The following is a 22,006-nucleotide window of genomic DNA, read 5'->3' on the forward strand; positions in this document are numbered from 1 at the left end:
ACCATTGTAATAGATATTGTCGAAAATTACATTGAAAACTATAATAAAGTTAGAATTCAACAAAAACTAGGCTACTTATCCCCTATAGAATTTAGGAAATTAGCAGCCTAGAAAATAGTGTTTTTATTGAGCTCCCTTAGTAAGGGTGCAGTGCCGTTTGATGTCCAAGATTTTTTATATTTAATCTAATTCTAAGTTAGTACGATAGTTATCTACGACTTCTTTCTTACTTGAATCGCTAGGTACAAAATAATACAATCCATCATCTAGAATCGTATCTTGACCTTCTAATTGATTTCTATCAACATTATCTAATGCGTCACTATATTTAGATCTTAAACTATTGATTTGTGAAATTTTTAAATCTGTTTGAACATTATCGCCTAATGTATCAAAGATTTGGTTGATTTTCGGTAATGAACCGATACTTACTAATTCTTTTGCTAATGCTTGGATAACAAGTTGTTGTCTTTCTTGTCTACCAAAGTCTCCACCAGCGCCATCTTCTTTTCTACTTCTAATAAATGCTAAAGCTTCGTCTCCCTCAAGCTTATATTTTTGACCTTTAACATATGAATTACCTTTAACTGTGAATGTTGCATTACTTGTAACAGTTACGCCACCTGCTTGGTCTACTAATTCTTTAACACCATCCATATTAATCGTCGCATAATGGTCAATTGGTACATTCATTAATTTCTCTAAAGAATTAATGGCCATCTTTGGTCCACCGTATGCATATGCATGGTTAATTTTCTCGACAGAATCTCTACCTACGATTTGAGCTCTAGTATCTCTAGGTACACTTACCATTACAGTCTTTTTCTTATCAGGATTGATAGATAATAATAAGATTGAGTCTGATCGTTCTCCGCCGCCTTCAGCTGCTCTTGTTGAATCTGAGTCTATTCCGAATAATGCAATAGATATCGGATCGCCGTTTGTATCTACTGCTTTCTTTCTTAATTCTGATTTATCTCTGTCTAATGGATTATGTATTGAATTACCTAATGCGAAGAATTTATAGACAAAAAATGCGATCACTAATAAAAATACGAGTAATAAAATAATGACGATTGTCGTTACTATTTTGAATGCTGTTGATTTCTTTTTCTTTGCAGAACGCTCATATTGGTTTGCCACGTGTTCTCAGTCCATTCTATTTTTTTCTTTATTATACATTTATTTATCTCATATTTCCATATCGAACATAATTACGTGCACAACTTAAATTTTAAATTAATAATTTTAAATTTTATACAAAGATTCCATACTTATTTCTGGAAAATCTATACATTATATGATAAAGTATTCTTGTAAATCTACAACGTTACTTGTTTTTTAATTTATATGACATATTAAACGGGAAAGAGGATGAGATTCGGCGATCTCATCCTCTCTTTTTTCGTCTATTTGTTTTAGATTTAATAACTTTTGTTTCTATATTAAACTCATCTGGATACCTAATTCTTACAACATCCCCATAAAATAACCTTTGTTCCCCATATCTTGTACATAAAGATAACTCAGGATAAACTTCTTCTACTTTTGCAATATAATTATATGACTTATCCCTTTTCAATACATCAATATAATAACCAGGTTTAATACCTTTATTTGTTCCTGCATTAATAATAAATGACGTATCATCTAATATTCTTATAATTTCCACTTGTTTCATGATTTCACGCTAACTTTCTTTAATTCTTATTATATGAAATGTGATGATAAGCGCTTAGATGACTGTTATGTTCGTTTCATAGAGTTGAAGAATATTTATATAATTTGTCTTATGCCATTTCTTTTTCTTTAGGATATTTAAACTTTTTTGAAATTATTAATATCATTACATTACATATTTTGGCAATAGGTTTATTAGTTAAATTGTACTATTTTTTTATTATTTTTTCAATATAATACTTAATAGAAAGAGCATGGACAAATGTCCATGCTCTTAATCATACTATTCTATATACAATTCCACTGCATCTCTTGTTTTGCTCATCGTTACAACGTGTTCATCATAATTTCTTGATAAATAACTATAGAAAAGAATATCTATTGTCATAAGTTGAGAAATAAGAGAACTTGTCGCTGCTAATCTTAAACTTTTTTCTGAACTTGCATCATGAATTAAATATATATCAGATTTTTTTGCTAATGTAGACTGCTCTGACTGTGTTAAACCAACTATTTTTACACCATATTTTCGAGCTACTTTGGCTAATGATACCGTCTCATGATTCTCTCCTGAATTAGATATACCGATGAGCACACAACTATCACTATGTGAAGCAATGGCTGTAGCTAAAAAGTGTGTATCTAAAGAATGAATCACTTGCTTACCTATTCTAGTGAACTTCTGATACAAATCTTGAGCAACCAAACTTGAAGCACCGACACCAAATACGATAATCGTATCTGTATCGTATAATTGATCAACGACCTGCTCAATATGTTTACTCGAAATATTCTTTTCTGTCATTTCAAGTGTATGAGAAGCTCTTGTGATGAGCTTCTTACTAATTGAGTCGACTGTTTCATCTTGTTTAATTTCTTGATAAATACTTTGTTCATGTTGCGGTAAATATCTAGAAATTGCTAATTTCAAGTCTGTGAATCCTTTAAATTCAAGTTTGTGTGTACATCTAATAACAGAAGCTGCACTTGTATTTGTTAATTTGCCTAGTTCTTTAGCGCTCAAGTTAATTGTTTTTTCTGGATGTTCAATAAAATATTCTGCAATACGTTTTTCATGTTTTGTTAAACGTGGCATTTGTTCTTTTATAAATATGAGTAAATGTTGATGTTCCATATGCTTTAATCCTCTTCTAATTCTTGTGGTGCCGTCATTTCTTTATTTGTTCCAAATAAATATGTGGCAATGAATCCGCCAAGATATGCTGCTAGCAATCCTGCGATATATCCTAAATACATATTATCAGAAATAAGTGGAATAAGTGAAACGCCACTTGGTCCAATTGCTGATGCACCGATATGACCGATGCCACCGATAACTGCACCACCAACACCGCCACCTATACATGCTGTGATAAATGGTCTACCTAAAGGAAGTGTTACACCGTAAATCAATGGTTCTCCAATGCCTAAAATACCAACTGGTAATGCCCCTTTAAGTAAGTTGATAATCTTTTTATTTTTTCTACATTTAAACCATAATGCAAATGCTGCACCTACTTGACCTGCACCAGCCATAGCTAGAATCGGTAAGAGATAAGTCGCACCAGATTGATTAATCATTTCAATATGAATCGGTGTTAATACTTGGTGTAAGCCAAACATTACAAGTGGTAAGAACGTTGCACCAAGTACAAATCCACTAAATGCACCACCGATATTTAGAACCCAATCTATTACGCCTAATAAGCCATTTGAAATAAAGCCGGCAATCGGCATGATTAAGAAAATTGTTGCTAGTCCCATAATAAATAGTGTAATCGTAGGTGTGACAATGATATCTACCGCACTCGGAACGATTTTGTGTAATCTTTTTTCTATTAAAGATAAAATCCAAACTGCAATGATAACACCAATGACACCACCTTGACCGGCAGCTAATGGTTCTCCATTAAAAATATTTTTAAGTGGGCTTTCTGGATCCATACCCGTCAGCATGGTTGTACCACCAATAACACCACCTAAACCTGGTGTCGCACCAAATTCTTTTGCCGCATTAATACCCACATAAATCACGAGGTATGCGAAAATACCATTTTTAATGATATCGAATATTAATACAAACTGTTCCCATGTCGCACCATCTAATGTACCTGCAGTTAACATATTAGATAGTACTGCAGAAATACCACCTATTAAACCTGCACCAACAAAAGCTGGAATTAATGGTACAAATATATTAGCAATAGATCTTAATACTTTTTTAAATGGTGTTTGATTCTTCTTATTAATACTTTGCTTAAATAAATCCGCTTCTTTTTCAACTTGTTCTTTATTAGATGCTTTATGCTTTATATCTTCACCTAAAGGAACCCCTATAATTGAACTCATTTCATTAGCTACTTTATTAACAGTGCCTGGTCCAATCACAACTTGAAGCATGTCATCTTCTACTACACCCATTACACCCTTTATATTCTTTAAACCTTCGACATCGACTTTACTGTAATCGACGATATTCATTCTGACACGTGTCATACAATGTATCACTTTGTCTAAATTATCTCTTCCCCCAACTTCTTTGAGAATATTTTGTGCAATCTCTCTTTCTTTTGTCATAGCCTACACACCCCTTAATTTACGTATTTCTCACAAACCCCTTAGCTTGTTTAAGTCTTTCTAATGCTTCCTCTTTAGAAATCCCATGCATCCCCATTACTATTGCGACTTTCACTTGCTCATCACTCTGTTTGAATAATTTCTCACTATCTTCATCCGTTGTTTGTAGTACTTCTTGAATCATGTTTACGGCTCTTTGTTTTAATTTTTTATTAGTTGGTTTAACATCAATCATTAAATTCTCGTATACTTTTCCTATACCAACCATTGCCCCTGTTGATATCATATTAAGAATTAATTTTTGAGCAGTACCTGCCTTCAATCTCGTTGAACCCGTCAATACTTCAGGACCGACATCTACTTGGACTGGATAATCTGCATGTTTACCAACTTCAGATGCTTTATTGCATGTGACACAGCCAGTAGGTACATTTATACTTTGTGCGTATCTTAAACCACCGATTACATATGGTGTTCTACCACTGGCAGCTATCCCGATAACCGTATCATGTTCATTAATATTTAAATCTCTTAAATCTTGTTCTCCTAGACTTTCATCATCTTCTGCACCCTCAACAGCTACAGTCATCGCACTTGGACCACCTGCAATAAGTCCAACGACAACATCAGGTGTTACACCAAATGTTGGTACACATTCAGCTGCGTCTAATACACCTAATCGACCACTTGTACCTGCGCCCATATAAATTAATCTTCCACCATTGTTTAATCCTTTAATAACTTGTGTAATTAATTGAGCAATAGCATGATTTTCTTCTTTAATAAACTGAGCCACTTTTTGATCTTCGTTATTCATAACATCAACAAATTGCTCAGGTGTTAATGTGTCTAACTTAGACGAGTGCTCGTTTCTTGATTCTGTCGTTAAACGACTGATATCCATTTATTCTTCCCCCTTAACAAATTGAAAAGCTGTACCCGCATCAATTAAATCTATACACGGTATATCTTGTTGGCATATATGTCCAATAACATTAACAGCTTCATGACGTTTTAAATCTTTATTGACGATTTGTAATTCATTCATATAGCGACCATACTTGTTATTATCTAAAGTGATCGCACCCCTTGTTCTTGCAACCGTGTTTTCAGGCAATATTTCAGATTGAAATATTTGTCGTCCTTCTTCCGCTCTAATCACATCTCTAGCTTTGTCTTTTCTATTATGAAAAATTCTCCCAATATAACTTTCTAAATGCTTTGTTTCAGATTGCACTTGAAGTGACACGATTCCTTTATGAAAGAAGTTGTTGAATTGATCAATCGTTGTTGTATCGATACCTGTATCCCCTATACAAATATCATCTACTTCTAAAGCTGCTAATTCATGAGCAGCAACTAATGGGTGGCAATATCTATGATCTTCTAATGTAGGTAAGCCTTCATATACCGGACCTCTATATACCGTACCTGGTACAAAAGCCATAATTGATATATCCGGGAATAATGTCTTTAATTTTGTATTTTGCTTTATAAAGTAAGCTTTATCCAGTCCAGTTTCAGGACGAGGATAATAATTATGCGCAACCATAATACGAGACATATCAATATCTTGTTCTTTAAGTTCATCCAATAAACTTATCGCATCCGTACTCGCATTACAGACAATTTTAACTTCACTTAATAAAGAAATAATATCCGGAATCGCTAGAGAAATATCTAACCTTATATAATCAATACCTAAACCTTTTAATATTTCCGGTTGCTTATAAGAAAGCCCAAGATTTTGAAAAGCATGCGGACTCGCATCAGCTATAATTTCAGCTTTATCACCAATAAGTAGCTTCAATTCCTTCAACCTATCAAAATACAATTCCGAATCCTCTTCAGGAATTTGAAGAGAAGTAAACACATACTTGAAACCATGATTGAGCATCGTCTCAATATATACTTCATCAAACGCTTCACCTAAATATACCGAAAACCCTAACATATCAACACACCCCTATTGGAATCGTTTACATTATCTCATTTTTGAAACAATATTTCAATGATAAAAAATTTTGTGGAATTTTGTGAAATGGCGTTACAGAATGTGGGGGGTGGTGGGTAAATAATGTGTTTATATAGAATAAACTCACATCTTTCGCAATCTCGTGTGTTTATTCCACCTTTAACTCACATCTTTTATACTCTCATGTGTTTATTCCGCCTTTAACCCACATGTTTCTCAATCTTGTGAGTTTATTACCTCTTTAACTCACATCTTTTATAAATTTTCCTCTCCACCCCAAAAAAACGCCGGAACTTCTGCTGTTCCGGCGTTTTTCCTAATTCTATTATTTCTTATTTATCAAACGTTCTACTAATTGGTTTACTTGTTCGATATTTTTAGTTTGTTGATTCAATATTTCTATGATTTCTTGATTGTCTGTGCTCGTTTTAATATCTTCTTGAGTATTGTGTTCTTGCTTACGACTATGTTGACGCAATGCTTCATATAATACTTCATCTTTATTTGCATCATCTATCTTATCGTACAATGCTTTTGTTTTTGAACTTACTTCTATTGTTGTTGCATTTGTATTGTTTGTATCTGCTTCTTCTGTAACGTGATTATTCTCACTTAATGCATGACCTTCAATATCGATTTTAGGTAAAATTGCATTTAACCAATTTGGAATATACCATGATGCTCTACCAAATAGTTTCGTCAATGCTGGAATAATTGTCATTCTTACGATAAATGCATCGAATAATACACCGAATGCCAATGCTATACCCATTGATTTAATCATCACATCATCTTGGAATACGAAGCTGATGAATACACTAAACATAATGAGTGCTGCTGCGACAATAACTGGTCCACTTTCTTTAAGACCGACTTTAATGGACTTCGTATTATTCATTGTACGTACATACTCTTCATGTACACGCGACATAAGGAATACTTCGTAATCCATAGCTAAACCAAATAACAGCCCTATTGTGATAACAGGTAAGAATGCTAATAATGGACCTGTTGTATCTACGCCAAATAGGCTACTCATAAAGCCATCTTGCATAATAAGTGTTGTAAATCCTAAAGTCGCTGCTAATGATAATACAAATCCTAGCACTGCTTTTAAAGGAATAATAATTGATCTAAATACAACCATTAATAATATGAAGGCTAATAATATAATAACGCCTGCAAATAATGGTATTGCTTCGTTAAGTTTTTCAGACATATCTATATTAATAACACTTTGACCTGATATTTCTGTATCTAAATCATATTTGTCTTTGGCATCTTTATTATAATCTCTTAAATCATGAACTAAATCATATGTTGATTCTGCATTTGGTCCTTTTTCAGGAAGAACTGTCACAAGTGCATAGTCTTGATCTTTGTTCAATTGCGGCGGTGTGACGGTTTCAACATTTTTAATATCGTCTACATCTTTCATCAAATCTTGTAAATCTTTTTGTAATGATTTTGGATTATCTTTTTTGTCAGAAGTATCTACAAGCATGACGATTGGGCCATTAAATCCTTCTCCAAAATCGTCAGAAATAATATCATATGCTTTCTTCTCTGTAGAATCATTTGGTTTCATACCATTATCAGGTATACCTAAACGCATATGTGTAACAGGTAGTGCTGCTGCGATTAAAATAACAAATCCGATGATTAATGCAATCCATGGTTTCCCTACTACAAATTTTGACCATGGTGTATCCAAACTTTCATTTGAATGTATTTTACGTTTTTTCGGATGAATTTGTTTATGGAATATACTAATCAATGCTGGTAGTAAAGTAATGGCACTGAGTACAGCAAAGATAACACTTAGCGCTGATGCAAATCCCATTGTAGCTAAGAAATCAATACCTACTAGTGCTAAACCACAGACAGCTATAACAACTGTAACCCCTGCAAAGATAACGGCACTTCCGGCTGTACCTAATGCTAATCCAATTGCTTTAATATGATTTTTCTCAGTCTTAATAATTTGTCTATATCTAAATAAAATGAATAAAGCATAATCAATACCTAACGCTAATCCAATCATAACTGCTAACGATAACGTAACGTTTGGAATATCAAATGAATACGTAAGTAAAGCGATTGTACCAATACTAGAACCAAGTCCGATAACCGCACTTAATATTGGCATGCCTGCTGCAATAAATGATCCGAAAGTCACAAGTAACACAACGAAAGCAATTACGATACCAATAGCTTCAGAAGCACCACCGATTTCAGTATTTGCAGTTAAAGCATTACCTGTTAATTCAGTTTGAATATCGTCATCATCTTCTAAAGATTTAACAGCATCTTTAACTTTATCAACGGAATCCGATTTAATAGAAGTTTGAGATACTTTATAATTGATATCTGCAAAAGCAGTTGTTTGATCTTTATTAATTTGTTTATTTTTATAAGGATCTGTCACTTCTTTAATATCATCATCTTTATCTTTTACATCTTTTAAAGCTTTTTGAATATCTTGCATAACTTTTTGATCCGTTATGCCTTTTTTATCTTCACTTTTAAAGACAACTCTTATATTTGCCTTTTCACTATCTTGATTAAATTCTTTCTCGATCTTTTCATTCGTGTCGATTGATTTAATACCACTCATTGTAATATCGTTGTCAAATGTAGGTTTATTAATCGTTAATGGCGTCACGATTCCAGCTAATAAGATGACCCATATAAATATTGTTAACCACTTATGTTTAGCTATAGAAGAACCCAATTTGTATAAAAAGTTCGCCAAAAATATTTCCTCCCTTAAATCTACTATATAGTTTATGCATACAGTGTATACAGCATAACGTTTATACTAACACCTGTAATATCCCCTAAAAAGAGATAAAATCCCAAATGTGTATACTTTGTCTACACTTTTCAAAAATTGTAGAAAAGCTGTTAACAAAAAGTTCACATTTGGGATTTCTGAGTTCTATATTAATAGTAGAATTAATGCAATAATTGCTGGTCCACCTTGTTTTAAAATAATAGACTTTGAACTTGTAAGGCTACCGTATATAGCCGCTAATATAATGAATATTAACAGAACCGCTACAAACTCTTTAGGACTACTAGATAAAAAGGCACCATAAAATAATGATAATGCCAGTAAACCATTATAAATACCTTGGTTTTTAAGAAGTGTTTGAATATTTTTATCCTTTAACTCTTGTTGCTTTAAATTAAATGTTTCTGCCGTTTTTTTAGAAGTCGTAGCGATTGTTTCTAAATACATAATGTACAAATGTTCAACTGCTACAATCACGACAAAAATCGTTGCTAGAATACTCATATTAAGTCACCTCTATAGAATTATTTGACTTTCCTTTTCATGAATCATTTCAATAATTTCATTCTTCTCATTCATAACTGCTACTTTCGGCGCATGTGATCTCGCTTCTTCATCTGTTACTTGAACATAGTTCATGATAATAATCACATCATCTACTTGTACAAGACGTGCTGCAGCACCATTAAGACAAATTTTACCGCTTCCTCTTTCACCTTCAATAACATATGTTTCAAGTCTTGCCCCATTGTTATTATTAACAATCGCAACTTTCTCATTTGGTAAGATATCTACTGCATCTAATATGTCTGCATCTATTGTTATACTACCTACGTAATTTAAATTAGCTTCTGTAACTCTAGCACGATGAATCTTCCCGTTCATCATTGTTCTTATCATGAAATTCATCTCCATATATATTTTTATTTTTAATTTATAAATTTTAATACTCGTTATTATCATACAATGATATTTTAATCCGTCAACTATTAAGTTTGAATATTACTTTTTTGTACCTATGGAACTAAATAGTGCGTACTTACATTCTATTTTAATTGCAATTATACTATTCCATACAATATTATAAAGGAGTTTTGAACATGAATTACACAACATTTCATAATGGCAATACTATGCCTAATGTTGGATTAGGTGTTTTTAGAGTGGAAAATGATGACACAGCAAAAGATGCAGTTAAACACGCTATTATTTCCGGTTATAGAAGTATTGATGCAGCATTTATATATGGAAATGAAAGTAAAGTTGGAGAAGGTATTTCAGAGGGAATTAAAGCAGCAAATATCTCAAGAGAAGATTTATTTATAACTTCTAAATTATGGCTAGAAGATTACGGTAAGGAAAATGTTAAACGAGCATATGAAAAGTCATTAAAGTTATTAGGTCTAGATTATTTAGATTTATATTTAATGCACTGGCCAGGTACTGATGAAAATCTTATGTTAGACACATGGATAGGACTAGAAGAATTATACCAACAAAAATTAGTTAATAATATCGGTGTAAGTAATTTTAATATAGATCATTTAGAAATATTATCAAATAAAGCAACATATAAACCTGTATTAAACCAAGTAGAATTTCACCCCTATTTAACTCAATTAGAACTTAGAAATTATTTAGATAGAAATAGCATACAAATGGAATCTTGGTCTCCTCTAATGAACTCAGAAATATTAAAAGATAACGTCGTAAATCAAATTGCCAGAGAAATAAATAAAACACCGGCACAAGTTATCATACGTTGGAATATCGAACACGGCGTTATCACAATTCCTAAGTCTATTACACCATCACGTATAGAAGAAAATTTTGATGTATTTAACTTCAAATTAAATGATACTCATATACGAAAATTGGACGAACTTAATAAAGGAAAGCGTATTGGACCAAATCCAAATAAATTTAATGGTTAATTTAAAAATCGATAATCTTTAATATATAAACTTTATTAATCAATTTTTTAAATCTCGGACAATTGTTCGAGATTTTTTTCTTTTTAAAATCCAACTTTTCAATTTCACACAAGATAATTATTAATTCATTTGTATTATACAATTATTTTTACAACTTTTTATTTTAATAAGTTACATATGATTTTTTACTTATTATATTGCGTAAGTAGTTAATTTTTTGGTATTATTTAGGAGCAAACTATTTACTCTTTGAAAAAATCAACAAGTTTTAGACATTTCAATTTTACTTTTTTAAAGATACGAAAGACTTAAAAAATCAATTAAATTTAAAAATCAAATAATAGGAGGATAACATGGAAAACATTATTCATTATGAACTACTTAAAAAAGACATCTTTAATAGAATTTTTGATGAAACGCACTTAAAACGCATGGATTTAATCACACTATTCTATCTTAACGAAATCAATAAAGAGGAAGTCTACGTCCGTAAATTACGCAGACTCATGTTTGAACCTTCTTCTTCAGAATTAACAGGTGCATTGAAATCACTAGAGGAACTGAAATACTTCAATAAAGTGAGAGATCCTTTAGATGAACGTTCTATCATTTTAAAAAACATCAATTATGATGCGATTAAAGAAACATTAAATACTTGCAAAAATATCACTTACGAAAATTTAAATAAAATCAACCAAACTTCTAACTAAAGTATTACATATATCATTATTGCGCATAACAAACTGAAACGCCTGGGACATTTATATATCCCAGACGCGTTTTAATGTTTAAATTGGTTGTTTATCCATAATAAAATTTCATTTAAATTAACATCTTCAAAGTGCGTAACATTTATTCGCTTATAGTTACCGATATGGAAATGGTCATATTGTCTATCATCACACCTAGATTTAAATTGTTCGAAGTCGTCTAAATCATCTGGTATATTTGGAAAATCCCCATCTTTATAGCGTGTAACAATATGTCCTATATGTCTAGAGTCCTCAAGATCTCTTTCTTTCTGTCTGGACCGTCTACACTTAATTGGACAACTTCTTTAAAGAGAAGTATTGTTAAAATTAAGAAAGTAGGTGGTCTTTTTATGAGAAGAGAGCGTAGAGAATACAGTAATGAATTCAAACAGCAAATGGTTGATTTATACCTTAATGAAAAACCAAGATCTGAAATTATTAGAGAGTATGATTTAACCCCATCTGCATTAGATCGATGGATTAATCAGGCAAAAACCTCTGGTTCTTTTGAGCACAAAGATAATCTTACAAAAGAACAAAAGAAAATGATGGAACTAGAAAAAGAAAATAAACAGCTAAAAATGGAAAACGATATTTTAAAGCAAGCCGCGCTGATAATCGGACGAAAATAGATGTGATAAATGAGAATACTCACAAATATTCAGTATCAGCAATGTGCAAAGTCCTACAAATGCCAAGAAGTACCTACTATTACCACCAAAATAACCAACATAAAGTTAATAAAGGAAACAATGATGAGATATTAGCAGATGAAATTGAAGATATATTCATCTCTAATAGACGTTGTTACGGTACACGTAAAATAAAGATTGCTTTATCGAAACGAGGACTATATGTATCTAGGCGGAAGATTGGTGTATTAATGAAACAAAGAAACTTAGTTTCTACTTATACAAAGATGAAATTTAAAGTAACATCAAGCAAGGTAAACCAATCTACTACCAAGAATCATTTAAATCGTAACTTTAAAAAACATAAACAGTATAAATACATTGTTTCAGATTTAACTTATGTCCGTGTGGACAATAGATGGCATTATGTATGCTTATTTAGTGATTTATATAATCGAAAGATTATAGGCTATAGTGTAGGACAACGCAAAAACGCTGACTTAGTATTCAAAGCATTAGCAAGTATAGAAACAAATCTATTTAATATAAGCTATATCCATACAGATAGAGGACGAGAATTTGATAATCAATTAATCGATAAAGTAATTGATGTATTCAATATTAACCGTTCTTTAAGCCGTAAGGGAAATCCATATGATAACGCAGTAGCAGAAACAATATTTAAAGCAGTAAAGACAGAATTCATAAATACTACTAGATTCTATACGATAGAACAATTAGAGATTGAATTAAAATTGTATATAAATTGGTATAACAATGAAAGATTACATGCAGGATTAAATTATCAAACACCAACCTCTTATAAACTTATGAATTCTGTCTAAGTTTTTGTTGACATACCAAAATACCAATACGAAAAACCAATGTATACTTTACCAGAAAATGAAAACTACATTTCATTAAAATACAAACGTCAATTATAAGGAGCGATATAACGTGAAATTAAGTGTATTAGATCAAGCACCCATTTCTAAAGGAAGTACACCTGAAGAAACATTACAAAATACTATCGCATTAGCACAATGGACTGAGTCGTTAGGTTATCACAGATATTGGGTTGCTGAACATCACAATACAAGTGGTCTCGCAAGTTCATCCCCGGAAATCTTGATGACTCAAATTGCCGCTTCAACTGAACGTATTCGAGTTGGCTCTGGTGGCATATTATTACCACAATATAATCCTTATAAAATTGCAGAGAATGGCAAGACTTTATCTGCATTATTTCCTAACCGTATAGACTTAGGATTTGGTAATTCACCAGGTGGTTCTCCAATTACACAAAAAGCTTTGACCGATGATCATATTAAACCAATTGAAGACTTTTACAGACAAGCATCTGACTTACAAGGATTCTTGCATAACTCATTACCTAGAGATCATAAATTCAGACTCGTTAAAGCAGGACCACGCATAGACAATCCACCAACAATGTGGTTATTAGGTTTAACTGAAAATGGTGCTAGAAACGCAGCACAACTAGGGATTGGATTTGTATTCGGTCACTTTATAAATCCTAAATATAAAGAAATCGCAATGAAACGTTATTATGAAGACTTTATACCATCCGTTAATATGAAAGAACCATCAACAATTGTTTGTATTTTTGTAGTATGTGCAGAGACAGACGAAGCAGCAGAACAATTAGCCATATCACAAGACAAATGGTTATTAAACGTAGGTAAAGGATTAGGAACAAAAGTTCAAGCACCAGAAGAAATCAATATAGACGATTATACAGAAGAAGAATTAGAACTCATTAAGACGAACCGAAAAAGAAGTATTATAGGTTCACCACAAACAGTGAGAAAAAAACTTAATCAACTAGCAGAAGAATATCAAACAGACGAATTTATGATTATCACAAATATATACGATTTCGAAGCCAAGAAAAAATCATATCAATTACTAGCAGAAGAAATATTAGTATAAATGAGATTTGATGGAGATGTGTTGGGATGTGTGCGGGAATGTGTACAGGAATGTAACTTCCATTATTCTGAATTCTGGTAATTAGAATCCGCTAACTACCATTATTTCGAATTCTGGTAATTAGATAGGCGTTCATTTAGAGACACTTCTCGGAATTCTGTCCCTAACAATCTAAAATACTCACCAAAATAGAAGAACCTGAGGCACACCATGTGCCTCAGGTTCTCTTTATCTATACTAGAATTGTTCTGATAATATTTTTTGTTCTAAGAAGTTTAGCATATAGTCTGGGCTACCTGTCTTAGCATCTGTACCTGACATTTTGAAGCCTCCGAATGGATGATAACCTACTACTGCTGATGTACAACCTCTGTTCAAGTATAAGTTACCTACGTCATAATCTTCACATGCTTGTTTCCAATGTTCACGATTATTTGTAATGACTGCTCCTGTTAATCCGTAATCTGTGTCATTAGCAATTTCTAATAATTCTTCAAAGTTATCGCCTTTAGTGAAGCCAACAACTGGTCCGAAGATTTCTTCTTGCATAATTTGATCACTTGATTTAAGTCCAGAAATAATTGTTGGATGTACGAAATAACCTTTACTGTCGTCAGTCTTACCGCCAACTTCTAGCTTACCTTCTTTACTACCAATTTCGATATAATTTTTAATTTTATCGAATTGTTTTTTATTAATGACAGGTCCCATGTATACATCAGAACCGCCTTCTGTATGATTAATTGAAAGTTCTTTTGTTAATGCGATTGATTTTTCTAGAACTTCATCATAAACATCTTTATGCACGATTGCTCTAGAACATGCAGAACATTTTTGACCAGAAAAGCCAAATGCAGAATCCACAATTGCTTTTGCTGCTAAATCAGTATCTGTATTTTCGTCTACAATAATTGCATCTTTACCGCCCATTTCAGCGATGACACGTTTTAAGAAGTTTTGGCCTTCTTGAACTTTAGCTGCTCTTTCAAAAATACGTGTACCTGTTGCTCTTGAACCAGTAAATGTTACAAAGTGCGTATCTTTATGATCGACTAAGTAATCACCGATTTCTTTCGGATCACCTGGTACAAAGTTTACAACGCCTTTTGGAAGACCTGCTTCTTCTAAAATTTCCATTAATTTATATGCAATTAATGGTGTATCTTCTGCTGGTTTAAGCAATACAGTATTACCTGCAATAATAGGTGCAACTGTTGTACCTGTCATAATTGCAAATGGGAAGTTCCAAGGTGGAATTGTAACACCAGGACCCATTGGTTTATAAATATATTGGTTATGCTCCCCTTCTCTATCAAAGACTGGCTTACCATTAGCCAACTCCATCATAGAACGCGCATAATATTCAATAAAATCAATACCTTCATTTGTATCTCCATCTGCTTCATTCCATGGTTTACCCGCTTCATAAACCATTAATGCAGAGAGTTCATGTTTTCTTCTGCGAATTATAGCAGAGACTCTAATTAATAATTCGGCTCTTTCTTTATGAGACCATTTTCTCCAAGTCTTATAGGCTTCTTTAGCCGCTTCCATCGCTTGGTCAACTTGTTCTTTAGAAGCTTTTGAAATTGTACCTAGTACTTGTTGGTGGTTTGCTGGATCTACAGATTCAAACTTATCATCTGTATAAATCTTCTCACCATTAATTACTAGAGGAATTTCTTTCCCAAATTCAGATTTAACTTTTATTAATGCATCTTTAAACGCTTGTTGATTCTCTTGATTTGTAAAATCTGTTGCTGGTTCATTGTGAAATTCTACTACCATCCTTCATACCTCCTAAAAATATAAACCTAATAAGAGATAAATACCTCTTATAAAACATTTTACTATTGTATTTTAAAAATTATCAAGTAAAGGGCTTTCATAAAGAAATGATTATTATCTAAAAAGCTTATAATCCCTATAACAGCAGTACTTCAGAGCGTACTACACACAAAAAAAGATGAGACATCACAAGATGCCTCATCTTTACTCAAATAGAGAAATTATACACTTTATTTAATCGCTTGATGAATGTGTTGAATATCTTGTGGCGTTGTTTCACAACACCCACCTACTATTTGAATACCTTGCGATATCCACGTTTTAGACTTTTGAGCAAGCAATGCATGATCTCCTTGACCTACCCAAACTTTCTCTACAGGGTCAAATGTCTTACCACCATTCGGATAAACAGCAATGACTTGTGGTAATGCCGTCAATCCTTTATCAATTGCTTTATCAACACTTTCAATCTTTGAACAATTCACGCCAAATACAGGCAGACACGCTTCATGCTCTTTAATATATTGGCATACCGTCTCAAAGTCAGTACCATCAGATAAATTGCCTTCATCATTAACGGTACATGATATCCAGAATGTCATGTCATCTGAATATTGAGGAATGATATGTTCAACGATTGCTTTTATTTCATTAAAGTTAGGCACCGTTTCAAATACAAAATCATATATACCTCTATCAATTAGTGCTTGGATACGTGCTTGATGAAAGTCGATATAATCTTCTGTGGATACTTCATATGCTCCAGTATATTCTGAGCCATCACTTAAATATGCGCCGTATGGACCTAAACTGCCTACTATAACTTGTTCATCCGTCACTGATGATTTTATTTGTTCGACAGCTACATCAAATAAATGTTCTATTTCTGACGTTTTCATGCCAATAGATTCAAATGTAGCAAAGCTTGCTTGATAAGTACTTGTTAACACAATATCAGCACCTGCATCTGTAAATGCTTGATGCGCTTGTTTCACTTTATTAGGTTCATGAATGATCACTTCACTAGACCATAATGACGAATTCAAATCACAGCCATAACCTTCTAATGTTGTGGCTAATCCACCATCTAATACCAAAGTGCGTTCTTGTTTAATTTTATTCAGAAGTCTCAATGATCTGACCGTCCTTTTTATGATATTTTACAAAATAAAATACAATCGCAATAATCGCAAACGGAATACCGAAATATAATGCTGGTGATTGGTTCGGATCAAAGATCATACCAACACATGACACTAAACATAGGATAAAGCCAATGATTGGTACACTTTGATGAATTTTCAAATGTTTATTTGCACGTTTCGCATTGAAATAAGATAAACAAATACTCATCCATACAATTACAACAGCTAAACCTGCTATAGAAACAAGTACGATATATAAAGTATCTGCAGTATAAATACTTGAGAATAACGCCAGTAAACCACCACACATACTAAAAATAGTCGCGCGTATCGGCATTTGATGTTTGTTTAGTTTCTTAAAATATTTAGGGAACATGCCTTCATTTGAAAGACTCCAAACCATTCGACTAGCTGCATATAAACCTGAATTGGCTGCTGATAATAATGCAGTTATAATGACTAAATTCATAATATCTCCAGCATACGGAATACCCATATTTTGAAAGATGACAACGAATGGACTTTCTAAAGATTTCCCTTGATAACTCGGTATGAGAATAGAAATAATAACCATTGTTCCAATGAAGAAAATGATCAATCGCCATAACGTTGCATTAATCGCTTTCGGAATGACTTTTTTAGGATTTTTCGTTTCACCTGCTGCAATACCAATCAGTTCCGTACCACTAAATGCATAGTTAACAGCTAACATCGTTAAGAATACGGCACCTAAGCCATTCGGGAATGTTGGATTCGTATATCGTGATTTAATTGTATCTAGACCGTTATAACCACTATAGTGAATAAGCCCGAATAACGTGAGAGCGCCTAAACAAATAAACAGTATAATCGCTAACACTTTCACTAAAGAAAAGTAAAATTCAACTTCAGCGTAGAATTTCGTAGATACAATATTAAAAGCTAAGACAAGTATAATCGCAATACTTGAAAATATGTATACAGGTACATCGGGTAGCCACTTCTGCATTAAAATACCCACTGCCGTAAATTCAGAACCAAGTGCTACAGTCCATGTTAACCAATAAAACCAAGCAACTATAAACCCTATTGAAGGATGTATATATTTTGAAGCATAAACATGAAATCCACCTGTCACTGGATGTTCAATCGCTAATTGTCCGAGACATAGCATAACGAGATACACGAGAATAGCACCAACGACATAAGATAACATCGTACCTAACGGACCCGCTTGTTGCAAAGTATAACCAGAACTTAAAAATAACCCAGTCCCAATTACACCACCAAAACTTAATAACATAATATGACGTTGTTTCATATCACGTCTATATGACTGATTTGACACGATATACCTTCTCTCTAAAATTAAAAATATCTTCAATTTTATATCTTTCGAATAATTCAGTCAACTTATAATTTTCTGTAAATATAAAAAAACCTCTGTATAGCATGGTTTTTATACCTTGCTATATAGAAGTTTTAGATTAGGAGTTACGTGCGTTCTCACCGCTTCATCATATACTTTCTAATGCGCTTTTTAATTTTTCTTGTATTGTCTCTTTATCATCTTCAACAGGATTAAATTCAAATTTTTCATCATTTATAAAAACGGTTGGCACGCCTTTAATCCCTCTTTCAAATGTTTCTTGCATAATGGCTAAGGATCGATCGTCTGCATTTTTTTGTGGTGATAAGCCTAATTCATGTTCCATTTTTCTTTCTATCGTTTCAAAATTCAATGTCCATTCGTCTTGTGTTTCATATAGGTATCGTATTATTTTAAAAGTTTCTTCGGGGTCATCGTAATCCAGATAAATATTCGCAACAGTTCCTTTGAGCAATCTTTGTTTCGTCTTATCAAAATGCTTAACGATATATTGCACTTTATTCTCATTAATATAAGGTTCTAGAACTTCGTCAGCTGCTGCAAAATAATTTAAACAATATGGGCATGCAAAATTAATAAATGCCTCAATTGTTATGTTTGCGTCTTTGCTTCCTACTGTTAAATGTTGGATTTCTGTCATAACGTTTACCTCCTATATGTTGTTATACTTATTTAACCATTTCACAGCCGATAAAGCGAATGATTATATTCAGAATTGTTTATCAATTCTATTTTAATATACAAAAAAACACTTCATAACAAAGTTATGAAGTGTTTAACTAATTGGTTAAATATTAGTTTTTGATAACGTTAACTGCTTGAGGTCCACGTTGTCCTTCTTCGATATCGAAAGTAACTGAAGCACCTTCGTCTAATGATTTGTAACCTTCAGTTTGGATAGATGAGAAATGTACGAATACGTCGTTACCATTTTCTCCTTCGATAAATCCGTATCCTTTTTCTGCGTTAAACCATTTTACTGTACCTTTATTCATAATAAAAGTCCTCCTATTGTGCTTTTGCACGTATATTTGCAATAATCAATCTTCAAACTTAAATGGACTTTATTAACTATGAATAAAACTACCAATTAATTTAATCTCGAAATATCACTTGCTACCTACTATACGCTATAAATGATTGAATGTAAAGCTTTATGTTAAATTAAACTTTTATTTTACTTTTATCATGCGTTATACCCTATAAATAATACTTGTCTATCACTTTTAATGATTCATCTAATTCATATATCAATGGTGCGCCAGTTTTGATTTCTAAGTTTGAAATTTCATCATCTGGAATATCTTCTAAATACTTAATCAGTGCTCTTAATGAATTACCGTGTGCAGAAACTAAAGTCGTTTGATGGTTTAACAAACTTGTTGAAATATGATCTATCCACTATGGAATAACTCTATCCAATGTGTCTTTAAGACTTTCTGTAACAGGCATGATTCTTCTATCTAACATTTCATATCTTCTATCATCCAAGTATTCTTCTCGTAACTTTTCATCCGCTTCTGGCGGTCTTGTATCATAAGAACGTCTCCAAATATGCACTTGTTCTTCACCATATTCTTCTCGTGCTTGATCTTTATTTTTACCTTGTAGTCCACCATAGTGACGTTCATTTAAGCGCCACGTTTTGTAAACTGGTATCCAAAGTTGGTGAGAATATTTCAATAATAAATATGTGGTTTCAATTGCTCTTGTTAAAAGTGATGTATATACAACATCTATTTCGATATTTTGTTTTAATAATTTTTCACCTGAGATTCTCGCTTCATTATACCCTTGCTTTGATAACTCTACATCTGCCCAACCTGTAAATAAATTTTTCGCATTCCATTCACTTTGCCCATGTCGACATAAAATTAATTTTGGCATATGATTCGCTCCAATCTTTTAATTGTTACGTCTATTGAACCACTAATTGCAAACTTCTAAAAATAAAAAGACCGTCCGATAGCATTTCAAAATATACCAATCAGTTCTATAATAAATAAATATCATTATAAAACGTTCAAAGGATTGAGTTGTCATGATTTATAAATTCATAAAAATCATACTCCAAATATGTATGATCTATTTTATTACCGTTCTAGGTAGTTGGATTCAAGACACATTAAACATACCTATTGCAGGTAGTATTATTGGACTTGTGATATTTTTCTTATTATTACAATTTAAAATTATAAAAGAAGAATGGATTAAAGATGGTGCAAATTTATTATTAAGTACGATGATTTTCTTCTTCATCCCTTCAATCGTCGGTGCTATGAATTTAGTTGACCAAATAAACGCACAGTTTATCTTTTTAATTGTATTAGTCATCGCAAGCACATGCATTGTTGCACTCTCGTCAGGATACATAGCTGAGAAAATGTTAAAAAGGAATCATATAGAAGAAAGTGGTGATCAATCATGATGATTAAAGCACTTTTAATGATTCTTTTAACAGTTGTCATGTACATATTCGCATTATTTATACAGAAAAAATTCAAGATCGCCATCTTACACCCTGCACTCGTTTCATCCATTGCAATTATCTGTGTACTTGTGTTATTTGGATATAATTACAATGACTATATGGTCGGCGGACAATGGATTTATGACTTTTTAAATTGCACAGTTGTATGTTTAGCATATCCACTATATTTATATAGAAAAATGATTGTTCAACATTTTAAAGTCATTATCACAAGTGTATTAGTTGGGATAACGATTAATATTATTTTAATGTTTACGATTTTAAATATATTCGGTTATTCAAAAGAAATGATCGCATCACTGTTGCCTAGATCTATAACAGCAGCAGTCGGTGTACAAGTATCACAACAAATAGGCGGAATAGATAGCTTAGCCGTGTTGTTTATTATAGGTACAGGATTAATTGGAAGTATGCTGGGATCATATCTTATCAAAATAGCCAAATTCCAAACATCTATTGCCAAAGGACTCACTTATGGCAATGCATCACATGCTATTGGAACAGCCAAAATATTAGAAACCGATATCGAATCAGCAGCCTTCAGTTCAATCGGCATGATTCTAACAGCCTTAATCAGCTCAGTCGTTATACCTTTGTTTGTTATATTAGTATATTGAGAATTTAGAGATGAGAATTATTAAGAGTTTGAGATTGGAATGAGTTTGTAGGTCTGTATGAGGTCTGTATATTGCTAGATTGGTGTGTCTTGCAACATACGAGAGTTCTATGTTGCTTGTTTGGGATGTCTTGCAACATACGGGAGCGCTATGTTGCTTGTTTGGGATGTCTTGTTAAATTCGTGGCGGCTATTTCCTACGATTTGTCAAGCCAGATTGTATTTAAGAAAACATATTCAAATAAACCGTCCATTTTAATTTTTTTGAATAAGGTGTTAAACTAAATTTGATTGTAC

General features: G+C 32.5%; 21 protein-coding genes and 1 pseudogene. 7 read left to right on the forward strand and 15 right to left on the reverse strand.

What is annotated here, in order from left to right:
• Positions 1-111 (forward strand): IS3 family transposase (locus LQ611_RS12700; protein WP_239709617.1); only part of this gene is annotated, 111 nt, incomplete at its 5' end.
• A gap of 69 nt (positions 112-180) precedes the next feature.
• Here the strand turns inward: LQ611_RS12700 and LQ611_RS12705 are convergent.
• From LQ611_RS12705 to panD, 9 genes are all read right to left on the reverse strand, one after another.
• Positions 181-1,143 carry an LCP family protein gene (locus LQ611_RS12705; RefSeq protein WP_025905015.1) on the reverse strand — a complete coding sequence of 321 codons (963 nt, stop codon included), beginning with the start codon at positions 1,141-1,143 and terminating at the stop codon, positions 181-183.
• A 247-nt stretch (positions 1,144-1,390) separates the two neighbouring features.
• Positions 1,391-1,681 (reverse strand): hypothetical protein, encoded by a 291-nt coding sequence (locus LQ611_RS12710; protein ID WP_025905016.1) that lies wholly within the window; start codon positions 1,679-1,681, stop codon positions 1,391-1,393.
• Positions 1,682-1,963: 282 nt separating this feature from the next.
• On the reverse strand, positions 1,964-2,815 hold the full coding sequence (locus LQ611_RS12715; protein ID WP_025905017.1) for a MurR/RpiR family transcriptional regulator: 852 nt from the start codon (positions 2,813-2,815) through the stop codon (positions 1,964-1,966).
• A 5-nt stretch (positions 2,816-2,820) separates the two neighbouring features.
• Positions 2,821-4,257, reverse strand: coding sequence for a PTS transporter subunit EIIC (locus LQ611_RS12720; protein ID WP_025905018.1), 1,437 nt, complete (start codon positions 4,255-4,257; stop codon positions 2,821-2,823).
• 19 nt (positions 4,258-4,276) lie between these two features.
• Positions 4,277-5,161, reverse strand: a complete 885-nt coding sequence (gene murQ, locus LQ611_RS12725; RefSeq protein ID WP_025905019.1) for an N-acetylmuramic acid 6-phosphate etherase — start codon at positions 5,159-5,161, stop codon at positions 4,277-4,279.
• Positions 5,162-6,211 carry a MupG family TIM beta-alpha barrel fold protein gene (locus tag LQ611_RS12730; RefSeq protein ID WP_107566029.1) on the reverse strand — a complete coding sequence of 350 codons (1,050 nt, stop codon included), beginning with the start codon at positions 6,209-6,211 and terminating at the stop codon, positions 5,162-5,164.
• Between the two features lie 346 nt (positions 6,212-6,557).
• Positions 6,558-8,987: an MMPL family transporter gene (locus LQ611_RS12735; RefSeq protein ID WP_107566030.1), complete on the reverse strand. Its 2,430-nt coding sequence runs from the start codon at positions 8,985-8,987 to the stop codon at positions 6,558-6,560.
• Between the two features lie 186 nt (positions 8,988-9,173).
• Complete coding sequence (locus tag LQ611_RS12740; RefSeq protein WP_025905022.1) at positions 9,174-9,533, reverse strand: DUF1304 domain-containing protein; 360 nt, start codon at positions 9,531-9,533, stop codon at positions 9,174-9,176.
• 12 nt (positions 9,534-9,545) lie between these two features.
• Entirely contained in the window at positions 9,546-9,929 is a 384-nt protein-coding gene (gene panD, locus LQ611_RS12745) for an aspartate 1-decarboxylase (RefSeq protein ID WP_025905023.1), read from the reverse strand.
• 200 nt (positions 9,930-10,129) lie between these two features.
• On the opposite strand from panD, the gene LQ611_RS12750 reads away from it, so the two are divergent.
• The 4 genes from LQ611_RS12750 to LQ611_RS12765 all read left to right on the forward strand — a co-directional run bounded on the left by LQ611_RS12750 (position 10,130) and on the right by LQ611_RS12765 (position 14,300).
• Positions 10,130-10,963, forward strand: coding sequence for an aldo/keto reductase (locus LQ611_RS12750; protein ID WP_107566031.1), 834 nt, complete (start codon positions 10,130-10,132; stop codon positions 10,961-10,963).
• 353 nt (positions 10,964-11,316) lie between these two features.
• Positions 11,317-11,673, forward strand: coding sequence for a transcriptional regulator, SarA/Rot family (locus LQ611_RS12755; RefSeq protein WP_119625905.1), 357 nt, complete (start codon positions 11,317-11,319; stop codon positions 11,671-11,673).
• A 392-nt stretch (positions 11,674-12,065) separates the two neighbouring features.
• Positions 12,066-13,192 (forward strand): IS3 family transposase gene (locus tag LQ611_RS12760; RefSeq protein WP_239709615.1). Its coding sequence is split into 2 segments (ribosomal slippage): positions 12,066-12,312 and positions 12,312-13,192, totalling 1,128 coding nucleotides; the frame shifts between segments, so codons are not numbered across the junction.
• A gap of 112 nt (positions 13,193-13,304) precedes the next feature.
• Positions 13,305-14,300, forward strand: a complete 996-nt coding sequence (locus LQ611_RS12765; protein WP_107596722.1) for an LLM class flavin-dependent oxidoreductase — start codon at positions 13,305-13,307, stop codon at positions 14,298-14,300.
• Between the two features lie 237 nt (positions 14,301-14,537).
• On the opposite strand, the gene pruA is transcribed toward LQ611_RS12765, so the two are convergent.
• From pruA to LQ611_RS12795, 6 genes and pseudogenes are all read right to left on the reverse strand, one after another.
• Positions 14,538-16,088 (reverse strand): L-glutamate gamma-semialdehyde dehydrogenase, encoded by a 1,551-nt coding sequence (pruA, locus tag LQ611_RS12770; RefSeq protein ID WP_107566052.1) that lies wholly within the window; start codon positions 16,086-16,088, stop codon positions 14,538-14,540.
• A 230-nt stretch (positions 16,089-16,318) separates the two neighbouring features.
• Complete coding sequence (gene mmuM / locus LQ611_RS12775; protein WP_107566053.1) at positions 16,319-17,221, reverse strand: homocysteine S-methyltransferase; 903 nt, start codon at positions 17,219-17,221, stop codon at positions 16,319-16,321.
• Entirely contained in the window at positions 17,205-18,533 is a 1,329-nt protein-coding gene (locus tag LQ611_RS12780) for an amino acid permease (RefSeq protein WP_037589896.1), read from the reverse strand. Before LQ611_RS12780 ends, mmuM begins: the two co-directional genes overlap by 17 nt.
• 196 nt (positions 18,534-18,729) lie before the next feature.
• Positions 18,730-19,242 (reverse strand): thioredoxin domain-containing protein, encoded by a 513-nt coding sequence (locus tag LQ611_RS12785; RefSeq protein ID WP_025905032.1) that lies wholly within the window; start codon positions 19,240-19,242, stop codon positions 18,730-18,732.
• A 154-nt stretch (positions 19,243-19,396) separates the two neighbouring features.
• Positions 19,397-19,597, reverse strand: a complete 201-nt coding sequence (locus LQ611_RS12790; RefSeq protein WP_025905033.1) for a cold-shock protein — start codon at positions 19,595-19,597, stop codon at positions 19,397-19,399.
• Positions 19,598-19,802: 205 nt separating this feature from the next.
• A pseudogene (locus LQ611_RS12795) lies at positions 19,803-20,489 on the reverse strand (2,3-diphosphoglycerate-dependent phosphoglycerate mutase).
• A gap of 154 nt (positions 20,490-20,643) precedes the next feature.
• Here LQ611_RS12795 and LQ611_RS12800 point away from each other — a divergent pair.
• Both LQ611_RS12800 and LQ611_RS12805 read left to right on the forward strand, forming a co-directional pair.
• Positions 20,644-21,030 carry a CidA/LrgA family protein gene (locus LQ611_RS12800; protein WP_025905034.1) on the forward strand — a complete coding sequence of 129 codons (387 nt, stop codon included), beginning with the start codon at positions 20,644-20,646 and terminating at the stop codon, positions 21,028-21,030.
• Positions 21,027-21,710 carry an LrgB family protein gene (locus LQ611_RS12805; protein ID WP_037560005.1) on the forward strand — a complete coding sequence of 228 codons (684 nt, stop codon included), beginning with the start codon at positions 21,027-21,029 and terminating at the stop codon, positions 21,708-21,710. The genes LQ611_RS12800 and LQ611_RS12805 overlap by 4 nt, the downstream gene beginning before the upstream one ends.
• Positions 21,711-22,006 lie beyond the last annotated feature (296 nt).

It is taken from the genome of Mammaliicoccus sp. L-M44, assembly GCF_022386355.1.
GTDB lineage: Bacteria > Bacillota > Bacilli > Staphylococcales > Staphylococcaceae > Mammaliicoccus > Mammaliicoccus sciuri_A.